Below are 12362 nucleotides of genomic sequence, written 5' to 3' on the forward strand. Positions count from 1 at the left end.
GAGGCGGGTTGTGCGGACGGTGTGAATCCGCTGCCCGCGTCGCGACGGTCGCCCGGTGGCGCGTGGGCGGTGCTCGGACTTCAGCCCTGACCGTGGAATATCCGCACCTCCGTCAAAGTTGAGTCACATGTACTCAAGTTTTGGGGTTTGCGGCTTGACAGTCTCCCGGTCGGGGTGACAGGCTTGAGCCGTCGAGGCTCAACTCTTGACCCCCAGACTTACCCCGGCCACGAAGCCAGCAACAAAGGAGAGAAAGCACACATGTCACGTGCAGTAGGAATCGACCTCGGAACCACCAACTCCGTCGTCTCGGTGCTCGAGGGCGGCGAGCCCACGGTCATCGCCAACGCGGAGGGCTTCCGCACCACCCCGTCCGTCGTCGCGTTCACCAAGGACGGCGAGGTCCTCGTCGGCGAGACCGCGAAGCGCCAGGCGGTCACCAACGTCGACCGCACCATCTCGTCCGTCAAGCGCCACATGGGCACCGACTGGACCCAGGAGATCGACGGCAAGAAGTACACCGCTCAGGAGATCTCGGCCCGCATCCTGCAGAAGCTGAAGCGCGACGCCGAGCAGTACCTCGGCGACACCGTCTCCGACGCCGTCATCACGGTTCCGGCGTACTTCAACGACGCCGAGCGCCAGGCCACCAAGGAGGCCGGTGAGATCGCGGGCCTCAACGTGCTCCGCATCATCAACGAGCCCACCGCGGCCGCGCTCGCCTACGGCCTCGACAAGGGCAAGGAGGACGAGCTCATCCTCGTCTTCGACCTCGGTGGCGGCACGTTCGACGTCTCCCTGCTCGAGGTGGGCAAGGACGACGACTTCTCCACCATCCAGGTGCGCGCGACCGCCGGCGACAACCGCCTCGGCGGCGACGACTGGGACCAGCGCATCGTCGAGTGGCTGATCAAGCGCTTCAAGGACTCGACCGGTGTCGACGTCTCGAAGGACAAGATCGCGCTCCAGCGCCTCAAGGAGGCCGCTGAGCAGGCCAAGAAGGAGCTCAGCTCCTCGATGAGCACCAGCATCCAGCTGCCCTACCTGTCGCTCACCGAGAACGGTCCGGCGAACCTCGACGAGACGCTCACGCGCGCCCAGTTCGAGCAGATGACCAGCGACCTCCTCGACCGCACCAAGAAGCCGTTCCAGGACGTCATCCGCGAGGCCGGCATCAAGGTCGGCGACATCGCGCACGTCGTGCTCGTGGGTGGTTCCACCCGCATGCCCGCCGTGTCCGAGCTCGTCAAGCAGGAGACCGGCGGCAAGGAGCCCAACAAGGGCGTGAACCCGGACGAGGTCGTCGCCGTCGGCGCCGCCCTGCAGGCCGGTGTCCTCAAGGGCGAGCGCAAGGACGTCCTCCTGATCGACGTCACCCCGCTGTCCCTCGGCATCGAGACCAAGGGCGGGATCATGACCAAGCTCATCGAGCGCAACACGGCCATCCCCACCAAGCGCAGCGAGACCTTCACCACCGCGGACGACAACCAGCCGTCCGTCGCGATCCAGGTCTTCCAGGGCGAGCGCGAGTTCACGCGCGACAACAAGCCGCTCGGCACCTTCGAGCTGACCGGCATCGCCCCGGCCCCCCGCGGCATCCCGCAGATCGAGGTCACCTTCGACATCGACGCCAACGGCATCGTGCACGTGTCCGCCAAGGACAAGGGCACCGGCAAGGAGCAGTCGATGACGATCACCGGCGGCTCCAGCCTGCCGAAGGACGACATCGAGCGCATGGTGCGCGAGGCGGAGGAGCACGCGGCGGAGGACAAGAAGCGCCGCGAGTCCGCCGAGACCCGCAACCAGGCCGAGCAGCTCGTGTACTCGATCGAGAAGCTGATCAAGGACAACGAGGACAAGCTCCCCGAGGACGTCAAGAACGAGGTCCAGGGCGACGTCGACGGGCTGAAGACCGCTCTGGCGGGCGAGGACGACGAGGCCGTGAAGACCGCGTACGACAAGCTCAACGAGAGCCAGCAGAAGCTCGGCCAGGCGATCTACTCGGCCGCGCAGGCGTCCGAGGCCCCGGCCGGCGAGGCCGGCGAGGCGGGCGCACAGGGTGAGGGCTCCTCCTCCGACGATGAGGACGTCATCGACGCCGAGGTCGTCGAGGACGAGGAGAAGAAGTAACCATGAGCGACCAGAACCGCGACGGACGAGGCTCGGACGAGCCTGAACGCGAGGAGCCGATCATCCGCGACAAGCGGCGGATCGACCCCGAGACCGGCAAGGTTCGGGAGCCGCAGGGCGAAGAGCACGACCTGGCGCACGAAGAGCTGGTCGACGTGGGGCCGGCCGGCGATGACGAGCAGAGCATCCTCTCGGATGACGACCTCGACATCCTGTCGGGCCAGACCACGGCCGACCAGGTCGCGGCGGAGCGGCTCGCCGACCTCCAGCGGGTGACCGCGGAGTACGCGAACTACCGCAAGCGCACCGAGGCCAACCGGGAGATCGAGCGGGAGCGCGCGATCGGAGACGCCGTCAAGGGTCTCATCCCGGTGCTCGACGACCTGGAGCGGGCCGAGAAGCACGGCGACCTGGCGGAGGGCAGCGCGTTCGCGACGATCGCGGCCAAGCTGCGCTCCGCGGTCGAGCGGCTCGGCCTCACCCCGTACGGCGAGAAGGGCGAGCCCTTCGACCCGCAGATCCATGAGGCGATCTTCCAGCAGCCCACGCCCGACGTGACGGCGGACACCGTCGCGGAGGTCGTGGAGACCGGCTACCGGCTGGGCTCCACGGTGGTGCGGGTGGCGAAGGTGGTCGTCTCCACCCCGGCCTGAGCGGCCGGACGATGAGCGCCGGGAGCGGCGGGACGCGTGTCCCGCCGCTCCCGCCTCGGCACACGATGCAGACTTCGACACAGACTTCGACACAGACAGCAGTGCCCATGCAGGCACGCACCACGACAGCACAGGCAGGAGAGGAGGCGCCGTGGCAAGCCAGGACTGGTTCGACAAGGACTTCTACAAGGTCCTAGGCGTCTCCAAGGACGTCAGCGAGGCGGAGCTCAAGAAGACGTACCGCAAGCTCGCCCGCAAGTACCACCCGGACTCCAACCCGGGCGACCCGGCCGCCGAGGCCAAGTTCAAGGAGATCAGCGAGGCGCACTCCGTGCTGAGCGATCCCGAGCAGCGCAAGGAGTACGACCAGATCCGCGCGATGGGCACCGGCGCCCGCTTCACCGCGCCGGGTGCGAGCGGCCAGGGCGGCTTCGACGACGTGTTCGGCGGGATGTTCGGCGGTCAGGCCGGGGGCCAGCGCTACACATTCCAGCAGGGCGGCCAGGGCGGCTTCGACGACGTGTTCGGCGGCCTCTTCGGCAACGGCCGGTTCGGCACGGCGAGTGGAGGCTTCCGCGGCTACGGCGGACCGACGCGCGGCCACGACGTGACCGCGCACACCACCATCGACTTCGTCACCGCCACCAAGGGCGAGACCATCAGCCTCCAGGCCGCCGACGGCAAGCCGTTCAAGGTGAAGATCCCCGCCGGCGTCGCCGACGGCCAGAAGATCAAGCTGCGCGGCAAGGGGCAGCCCAGCCCCGACGGCGGGGAGGCCGGTGACATCGTCCTCACCGTGACGGTGCGCAAGCACCCCGTGTTCGAGCGCGACGGTCTCAACCTGCGGGTGACGGTGCCGATCACGTTCACCGAGGCGGCGCTCGGCGCGACCATCGAGGTCCCGACGCTGGGCGGCGACCCCGTCAAGCTCCGCGTCGCGCCCGGCACGCCGAGCGGCAGAGTGCTGCGCGTGAAGGGCCGCGGCGTCCAGACCGCGAAGGGCACGGGCGACCTCCTGGCCGTGGTGCAGGTCGCGGTGCCGTCTCACCTCTCCACCGAGGCCAAGGAGGCGCTGGAGGCGTTCGCCGAGAAGCTCCCCGACGAGAACCCGCGAGAGGACCTCCTGGCCAAGGCGCGAGGTTAGGAATGGACGAGAACACTCAGGTCTTCGTCATCTCCATCGCCGCCGAACTGGCCGGGATGCACCCGCAGACGCTCCGCCAGTACGACCGGCTCGGGCTCGTGAGCCCCGGCCGGACCGCCGGCAAATCGCGGCGCTACTCGATGCGCGACATCCAGAAGCTGCAGGAGATCGCGCGCCTCGGCTCCGAGGGCGTGAGCCTGGAGGGGATCCGCCGCATCCTGGAGCTCGAAGACAGCGTGAACGCGCTGAGCGAGCGTGTTCGCGAGCTCGAGTCGGCGCTGGCCGACGAACTGCTCAACCGTCCGGGCCGCCGGGTGTTCGCAGCCGGCTCCGAAGGCGAGGTCGTCTCGATGCGCGCAGGCACCCGTGTGCGCCGCAGCAACCAGGTCGTCGTGTGGAGGCCGCTCGAGCGGTAAGCGGCGCCTGCGTGGCCGGAGACAAGCGAGGGGCCCGTCGCACCGATCCTCCCCCGATGGGGATCGGTGGCGACGGGCCCCTCGCAGCTGTGGGCTCAGTACGCGACGCGGATCACGACGACGTAGTCCGGGAAGCGCGGGAAACTGAGCAGGAAGGTCACGCTGGCGGCCCGGACCATGGGCAGGTCGCGCACGATCGGGAGAAGCCGGTTTCCCCCCGCGGGAAACGTGTTCTGGTACGCAGCATCGGACGTGATCCCGCCGACGCGGTGGGCTGCGCCGTCGATCACCGTACCGACGATCGACTTGCCGGCGTTCGCGCCGCCTCGGCCGGTCGCCCACGACAGGCCTTCTCCGCCCGTGAGAACCTGCAGGCGGTAGTCGACCTTTCCGCGGAGCGGAGTGTTTCCCGGCATCGCGAACACGATGCCGGACAAGCTCAGAGAGTTCGTCGGCGATGTCGACGGATTGCCCCACTTCCCGTCCAGGAAGTAACGGCCGACGTCGCCCGGTTGGTGCGGAGACGTGTCGAATCCCTGGTTCAGGACGTTGTCCTTGTGCGTGATCCCGTAGCTGGAGCCGTGGAGGAACGCGATCGCGGTGTAGTCCGCGGTGACGCGGAGCGTCGTCTGAGCGGGGACGAATCCGGGTGCGGAGACCGTGATATCGGTCGCGCCCTCGGAGTCGCGTGCCGTCACTTCGAAGGTGAAGACCGTAGCACCGCCGGTGGGGACTGTCGTCGGGCCGTCGACGACGCCGCTCGTGCCGTAGGCGACGGACACCTGCGCGGGGATCGCCACGCCTTCGGGAACCGTGAGCTGCATGGTGAAGGACTGGACAGCGCCGCGGCCGACGATGTCGGCGGGCTCCTCCGCGAAGGTGATGACGCCGAGGGCGGTCGAGGCCGCGTGCGCGGGTGACGTGACGGTCATCACGATGGCGGGCGCCGCCCAGGCGCCTGCGGCGATGACTGCGCGGCGTGAGGGGCGGCGGCTCTCGGTGGTCGGGGCGAGTTGTGTCACGGCTGGACTCCTTCAGGGGAAGAGAAGTTCGAGGAGACGACGCTGCGGTCTGTTCCGCGTGGCTCGCGTCGTCGGTGATTCCAGTCTGGGTCGGTCGAGTCGGCTTAGGTGTCGACGATCGAAGATCTGGTGGGCCACTCGTGCGGCCGCCCGCCGTCCGGCTGCGAGATGGGTGGGCGCCCACGGCGCGTTGAGTAGGCGATGCCGATCACTGAGTGGAGGAACGCATGCTCGTCTTCTCGAAGAGCTCGTGGCGGTTCGATACGCCGATCTTGCGCATCGCGCGGGCGAGGTGGTTCTCGACGGTGCGGGGGCTGAGGGACAGCCGCTCGGCGATGTCGGAGTTGGTGAGCCGGCCGGCGAGCAGCGCGATCTCGCGTTCGCGCTGGGTGAGCTGCGGCCCGGTGGCCGGCCGTTCCGGGCTGCCCAGCTCGCTGTAGGCGGGCCAATCGGTGACGATGCGGTCACCTCCGAGCGCGCGGGCCACGTTCTCCATCACGTCTCTGCGGTGCGGTTCGGGTTCGGAGCGGGCCGCAGACAGGAGCAGCCGGGGCGTCGACGCGTTGTAGTGCCCCGTGCGCACGCCGTCCGCCCACGCGGCGAGGCCGTCCGTCGTCCCGCTCTGCACCAGGTCGACGAGCTGAAGAGCCTGGTCGAAACCGGGGGTCTGCAGCCTGCCGACGACGCGCCGGAACTCCTGCACGGTGTTCGGACCGAAGTAGTACTGCAGCCCGTACAGGCCGTGGTGCGCGGCTCCGACCAGGTAGCCGAGCTCGCGGCGGCGCCGCACGGCGGCCGCGATGTGCTGGTCGAAGAGGATCGGCGAGTGCTGCTCGACCGATACCGTCGTCGCGAAGTCGACGCCCATCCCGAAGAACGGGCCGGGCCGCGGCTGCAGCCGCTCCGACTCGCGCAGCAGTGCGGCGCGCAACGACGCCGAGCCTCCCCGCCCTTGGCCGATGGCGTGGATCTGCAGCAGCGCCGCGTAGAAGCCCTGGAACAGGTACTGCGGCCGGCCGACCAGGAGCACCGAGTTGAGGACGCCGAGGAAGGCGTTGCGCCGGCCGAGCTCGTAATTGGCCATCGCAGCCACGTACGAGCCGGAGATGTAGGCGCCGCGGAGCTTGTGGTACTCGCCCTGCGACATCAGTCCCTCCGCCTTGGCGAGGGCGGCATCGGGGCGGCTGTCGATGAGATCGGCGAGCGCCTCGATCGTGGTGCAGGTGATCTTCGACACCTGCCTCGAGGGGGCCGCCGACCGGGAGAGCGTCCTGGCGTCGTCGGTCCGTCCGAGGGCGAGCGCGCGCACGGCGCGCTCGAGGAGCACGAAACCGGTGGTCTCGTCGTCGTCCTCCGACCGCGGCGTCTCCACCCCCGATCCGAGCATCAGCGAGATGGCCCTCCCCGCCGCGGAACCGGCCGCGCGCCACTCGGGGTGCAGTTTGCCGTACGACTCCAGAAGGTCGCGGCAGTCGGTCTCGCGCTGCTCCTCGGCCGCCAGCCAGTTCGCCTGCTGCAGCACGAACTCGAAGGAGCTGCTCGACGAGTCCTCCAGCTCGACCGCCGTCTCGGCGAACACGCGCACGATCCGTTCGCGTTCCTGCGGCACTCCCAGGGCTTCCGTGAGGTAGGCGCCCGCCGTCGCGGGCGTCGGCGCGGACTCCCAGTTCGCGAAGGTCGCGGTGACAGCCCGGCGCTCGTGTTCACGGAAGAGCTGGGAGAGCGACGCGAGCGACGCTCCCTCGACCTCCGGGGTCATATCGGCGGGCAGGAGGGCCGACTCGTGCTTCCAGATCGTCGACAGGGGGATGCTGCTGCGCTGGTAGCGGTCGCTGAACACGCGCGGCCACACCTGCAGGGCGGCGCCCAGGCCCGTCTGGGTGAGCCGGACCAGCCCGTAGTCGCAGGCGAGCTGGGTCAGCTGGGGGTCGAAGCGCTCGCTCGCGATGTCGAGCGCGACGTCGCCCAGCTCGGCGATCGACCGGACCAGCGCGCACACGTCGGGCTCGTAGTCGGCCAGGATCCCGTCGATCAGCGGGATGAGGTCGTCGTTCCAGAACGAGGCAGTCGCCTGGCGCCACATCCCGTTGTGCTGCACGATGCGGCCGTGCTCGCGTGCGCTCGTGACGACGGCCCTGCTGAGCAGGGGGAGGCCGCCGGTCTTGGCGTAGATACGCGAGACCACGGCGGGATCGGCTTCACCGCCGAGCTCTTCCGTGACCAGCTCGCTCGTGGCGCCGATCCCGATTCCGCGCATCGGGATCACGGTCTGAGGCCAGGCGGGCGTGATGGTCCGGTCGGGGTGGTGCATGCCCATTCCGGGCAGCTCGCAGAACACGAAGACGATGCCGGTGCGTTTGCGGAGGCCCTCGAGCAGACGCAGGGATCGCTGATCGACGAGATGGGTGTCGTCGATGGCGACGACCGTGGATGAGCGAACGGCCGGCGACACCTGGTCCAGCGGATCGCTGTCGCTAGCCAGGCGCACCCCGAGCTGTCGCGCGAAGCGGAGGAAGGCGGCCCCCGGCTGCGTCGACGCCCGGTCGGCCTCCACCGTGATCACCGGCGTGCCCGTCTGCTCGAGAGTGCGCACGGCGTTGCGGAGCAGCGCCGACCGTCCGCTGCCGTGGACGCCGACGATGCCGACGGTGCGCTGCGCGCGCGCCGCGGCGACCGCGCGATCCAGTTCGGCTCCGAATGCGAACACGTGCAGCCCCTCGCTCCTCGCCTGCGCGGCGGACTCGGCCGCGCTGGGTGCATCCGTAATACCAGCGCAGCGGAGTACGGAATGCCGAAAGGTAGGAAAGGACCGGCCCACTTCGCCACGATCTTCACCTCAGTGCACTCTGAGTGTGAGTGCCGTCGCCCGCTGCGCCGCGGCCGAAGGGCACGTCGTTGTCGCCTGCGAGCGCGAGAGGCGACATGATGTCGCGCTTCGAGCGACTGGACGCCCCGCGCCCCCGGCTGCTCAGAGCGAGCCCGAGGCCCCTTGCCCCACGTAGAGCGTGTTGGCGAACTGGCTCGCCTCGCCTGCGGCGATCTCGCGGTCGATTCCGGCGCGCACGTCGCGCATCAGCTTGTGCAGTTCGGCGTGCTTGGCGGGCAGGCGCGCGTGTCCGGTGCTGTCCCACAGGTTCGACACGGGAAGGGTGTCTCCGGCCTCCACCGCGAGCGTCCACTCCTCCGTCGTGGCGACCGCGGCGAACTCCGAGTCCATCGTGACGAGCACGCTGACGTGGAGGGCGTCCGCGGAGATCGTGCCGGCCGGATTGACGAGGTCGAGGGTTCCGGTCGCGTCGGAGAGGAACTCGACGGCGAAGCCGAGCGCCGCCGCGTCGCGCGCTGTGCCCGCGCAGCAGTGCTGGGTCATGTAGCCGGCGATCGTGACGGTGTCGACACCCTCCGAGCGCAGCCAGCCGTTCAGCTCGGTCCCGGCGAACGCCGACACCCCCTGCTTCGTGACCAGCAGGTCGGGGGTGCGGTCGGCGACCGACGAGTGGAGGGCGGCCCCGTCGGAGCCGCGGGCGAACACCGGGGAGCCCTCGTCCTCGATGTGCTGCACCAGCACGAGCTTCACACCGTGGTCGGCCGCGGCGTCCATGGCGACCTCGATGTTCGGGATCGAGGTCATCAGGTCGGGGTGGCAGATCTTCAGGTTGCCGGTGACGTACTCGTTCTGCACGTCGATGACGATGAGGGCACGCTTCATGACCGCACTCTAGCGCCGCCGGGGGCCCCTGGATCAGTAGCGGACCACCGACGCGTTCATCCAGGTGCTGGCGATGCTCTTCGCGTTCGGCGGGAGGGTCGTGATCTTGACCGGTGTCGTGACCGTGGCCGGACCTCCCGAGCCCATGCCCCAGCAGTTCTCCACGTTGGTCCCGGCGAACCAGACGTCCCCGGAGTTGTCGAGGACCAGGAGATGCTGGCTGCCCGTGGACATCTCCTTCACATCGTCGACGAGGACGCGCTTCCAGTCCTGGGTCGCAGCCGTCGTGCCGTTGCCGAGTGTGCCGTCCGCGTTGCCGCCCACCGCCCACAGCTCGTTGGCCGTGTTCTTGATGTAGAAGCTCGTTCCGTATGCGTTGCTGGGCTGATGCGCCCAGATCTCGACGAGCTCGCCGGGGGGAGGCTGGATCTCGTGGACGTACCCGTCGTCGACGTACCCGCCCGGCGTGTATGCGGCCGTCGCCGTCCCCGAGAACAGCACCCGGCCGTCGAGGGTGAGCATCATCAGCGTCCAGTCGTCGGCCTGGACCGCCTTCTTCACCCCGGTGACCGGCGAGCCGTCGCGGTACAGCAGCTGCTGCACGACACCGGCTCCGGTCTTGACCGGCAGGCCCTTCGTGAGCTTGGCGAACTTCGAGGCATCGCCGGTCAGCCAGACCGTGCCGTCTTCGAGGGTCCAGACCAGCATCGCGTCGTTTCGGTTGAGGGAGACCCAGACGGGCTTGCCCGGGAGCTTGCCGCCGACCGGCGTGAAGCGGGTCATCGTTCGGGCGGTCGTCACGTCGCCCGGAATGGCGAGGTAGTTCGAGGCCTGTTCCCCCGCGGCCAGCCAGTCGCCCGCGGCGTCTTCGACGATGACCAGGTACTGGTCGGCGCCGCTCTGCGAGGCGATGATGCGCACGGCGTCGACGAACGGCGATCCGTCGGCCTTCTGCGCGCTCTGCAGCCCGCGCGTCGAGGCGGCGGTGCCTCCGGTGCCGAGGTCGCCCTTGGAGTTGACGCCGGCGCCGCGGAGCCCCGCGTCGGCGCCGATGCCGAGGACGGCGCTCTGCGAGACGCCGACTGCCGACAGGGGCCCGTCGAGGGCCCACGGCGATGGGTACGCGACGCTGCCCACGATGACCCCGTTGGCGGTCTGGCCCTGCGCGGTGCGCCCTCCGATCGTGTAGGCGTGCCCGGGGCGGGCCGTCAGCAGTGAACTGGCGCTCGACCCGTTCGCCGTCGCGGTGATGACGGCTGTCGTGTCGCCCACACCGGCGGGCGGAATCGCGACGTACACGACGCCTGCGCCGTTCGCCGCCGTCGCGACGGTCATGGTCTGCGTGGCCGTGAACGTGAGCTCGTTCCCCACCCCGAACAGCGAGAAGCCGGAGCCGGCGATCGTCACCGTGACGGTCGTGGCCTTCGGCGGTGACACGATGATGGGCACTTCGGTCGCTGTCGCCGTCACGGCGCGCGGCGTGCCCGTGGGCAGCCGCTTGGCCGCATCGAACTTCGTCGTGATCGCCCATCCGCCGCCGATGACGCCCGTGAGCCGCGGGGGGATGTAGACCGGACCGCCCGGCGGCATGGAGGCGGCAGCGGCCGGCGACGCCACCGTGGCGACGATCGCCGGAACGGCCCAGGCGGTCGCGCCGACGACGGTGCGCCGCGAGAGCCCCTGCTTGGTGGTGGTCGTGCGGGGTCGGGAATCACGGGGTGGCCATTGCGTCGATGCCTTTCGCCAGGCGGGTCGGGTCTGCAGGATCGGGAGTCCTGGGCCCGTAGCGTACGAGCAAGCGACGCCGACGTACCGGGGTTTCAGTGCAGGGGAGGCCGGAAATCGCCGGACTCTTCACCCCTCACGGCAGTGCCGGCAGAGGATGACCCACCTGGGCTGCCCAGGCCTCCCACCGGTCCGGAAGCCAGCCGCGGCCCGCGAGCTGCGGGTGGCCGGGATGCCGTGCCCGCGCCCAGAGCACGAACAGCAGTTCGGCCCAGTACGAGTAGACGCGCCAGGTGACGGGTCCGCGCTCCGACCTGCCCTGCAGCACGACCGTATTGAACGCCACCACCTGCATGAGGTCGACGGACCCCCAGTCCCACCAGAAAGTCCCGGTGCTGGTGACGATCCAGAATCCGAGGTTCGTGACGGTCAGGATCCCGCCATGGTCGGGCCTCCAGACGACCTGCGCATCGGCGGCCGCCTGGGCGCGTGCCGCGTTGTTGTGTGAGGCGTTCGCGGCCAGGGTGCCCGCGGTGAGGGCGAGCCCGAGCGTTCCCGTGCCGAACGCGAACGCCCCCGACCGCTGGTAGCTGCCGTCGCCGATCGCCCGCATCGAGTCGAGGGTGTACGAACCCTGGGCGATCGCGACCTCCCCCTCGTGCAGCGGGAAGAGGGTGCGGACGCCTTCGTCGGGGATCGTGCCGCTCTCGACCGCGGCCAGCAGGCGGGCCGTGTGCCAGAGCGCGCTGTCCGCATCCGTCCACGGCCGCTCACCGCCGACGGGTGCCACCGCTCCGGGCACCGGTTCGCCTGTCATGGCGCAGAGCATAGCGATCGGGAAGGGCGCGGCGACAGCGCCCGGGAGATCACCCGAACGAGCTGGCGAGCAGCACCGCCCCGAACAGCACGAGGACGACGGCGGTGATGGTCCTGCTCGACCGGAGCAACGCGCCGTGCAGCCGGTCGAGGGCCGGACGGATGCGCTCGCCGCCGACGAGCACCGCGACGACCGGGAGGGCCGCGGTCAGGCTGCCGATCGCCGCGAAGACCGCGACCGCGGCGATCGTCGGCGGCGCCTCGGTGAGTGTGCTGCCGATGAGGATTCCAGCGCCCGCCCCGAAGGCGAGCTCCTTCACATTGGCCACCGAGAGCGTGAACCCCAGCCCCACGGCCTTGCCGCCGGAGACGCCCGTGAGCGAGGCCATCCACTTCGGCGGCGCATCGGCCTCATCGCCGCGTGGTCGCCGCACCCAGCTGAGCACTCCGAACACCATCATCGCCAGGCCGAGGAGGACGTTCAGCACGGCCAGGACGACCTCCGGTCCTCCGGCATCCGCGAACAGCTCGGACAGTGCGGCGAAGAGGCCGACCACGACCACGACCCCCGCGAACCGGCCGGCGAGCAGCGCCGAGGCCCGGCCGCCGCCCCCCTCGCCGAGAGCGATGATGACCGCCGCGATGAGCGGCAGCGGGCTGAGTGCCACGCCGACGGCGAGCGGTAAGAACTCCGCGACGACCTGCCCCAGCTGCGACCACATGACAGGAAATGTAGCGCGGACCGGC

Annotated in this window: 10 protein-coding genes; 4 read left to right on the forward strand and 6 right to left on the reverse strand. The window is 69.8% G+C overall.

Annotated features, from left to right (window positions below; translation table 11 throughout):
• The first annotated feature begins 261 nt into the window (after positions 1 to 261).
• From dnaK to Q0Q23_RS01845, 4 genes are all read left to right on the forward strand, one after another.
• On the forward strand, positions 262 to 2130 hold the full coding sequence (gene dnaK / locus Q0Q23_RS01830) for a molecular chaperone DnaK (RefSeq protein WP_295118418.1): 1869 nt from the start codon (positions 262 to 264) through the stop codon (positions 2128 to 2130).
• A gap of 2 nt (positions 2131 to 2132) precedes the next feature.
• Positions 2133 to 2783, forward strand: a complete 651-nt coding sequence (locus Q0Q23_RS01835; RefSeq protein WP_295118421.1) for a nucleotide exchange factor GrpE — start codon at positions 2133 to 2135, stop codon at positions 2781 to 2783.
• 151 nt (positions 2784 to 2934) lie between these two features.
• Positions 2935 to 3927, forward strand: a complete 993-nt coding sequence (locus Q0Q23_RS01840; protein WP_295118424.1) for a DnaJ C-terminal domain-containing protein — start codon at positions 2935 to 2937, stop codon at positions 3925 to 3927.
• Positions 3928 to 3929: 2 nt separating this feature from the next.
• Positions 3930 to 4343 (forward strand): heat shock protein transcriptional repressor HspR, encoded by a 414-nt coding sequence (locus Q0Q23_RS01845; RefSeq protein ID WP_295118427.1) that lies wholly within the window; start codon positions 3930 to 3932, stop codon positions 4341 to 4343.
• Positions 4344 to 4438: 95 nt separating this feature from the next.
• Here the strand turns inward: Q0Q23_RS01845 and Q0Q23_RS01850 are convergent, their stop codons facing one another.
• The 6 genes from Q0Q23_RS01850 to Q0Q23_RS01875 all read right to left on the reverse strand — a co-directional run bounded on the left by Q0Q23_RS01850 (position 4439) and on the right by Q0Q23_RS01875 (position 12337).
• The gene (locus tag Q0Q23_RS01850) at positions 4439 to 5365 is read right to left on the reverse strand and encodes a hypothetical protein (protein ID WP_295118430.1); all 927 of its coding nucleotides are present in this window, start codon (positions 5363 to 5365) and stop codon (positions 4439 to 4441) included.
• Between the two features lie 208 nt (positions 5366 to 5573).
• Positions 5574 to 8072 (reverse strand): LuxR C-terminal-related transcriptional regulator, encoded by a 2499-nt coding sequence (locus Q0Q23_RS01855; RefSeq protein ID WP_295118434.1) that lies wholly within the window; start codon positions 8070 to 8072, stop codon positions 5574 to 5576.
• Between the two features lie 261 nt (positions 8073 to 8333).
• Positions 8334 to 9074: a cysteine hydrolase family protein gene (locus tag Q0Q23_RS01860; RefSeq protein WP_295118437.1), complete on the reverse strand. Its 741-nt coding sequence runs from the start codon at positions 9072 to 9074 to the stop codon at positions 8334 to 8336.
• A 33-nt stretch (positions 9075 to 9107) separates the two neighbouring features.
• Entirely contained in the window at positions 9108 to 10691 is a 1584-nt protein-coding gene (locus tag Q0Q23_RS01865) for a hypothetical protein (RefSeq protein WP_295118440.1), read from the reverse strand.
• Between the two features lie 244 nt (positions 10692 to 10935).
• Complete coding sequence (locus Q0Q23_RS01870; protein ID WP_295118443.1) at positions 10936 to 11616, reverse strand: hypothetical protein; 681 nt, start codon at positions 11614 to 11616, stop codon at positions 10936 to 10938.
• Between the two features lie 49 nt (positions 11617 to 11665).
• A complete protein-coding gene (locus Q0Q23_RS01875) occupies positions 11666 to 12337 on the reverse strand; it encodes a GAP family protein (protein ID WP_295118446.1) in 672 nt (223 codons plus the stop codon).
• Positions 12338 to 12362: the final 25 nt, after the last annotated feature.

Origin of the sequence: uncultured Leifsonia sp. (assembly GCF_945957465.1) — a bacterium.
In the GTDB taxonomy this organism is placed as follows: Bacteria; Actinomycetota; Actinomycetes; order Actinomycetales; family Microbacteriaceae; genus Leifsonia.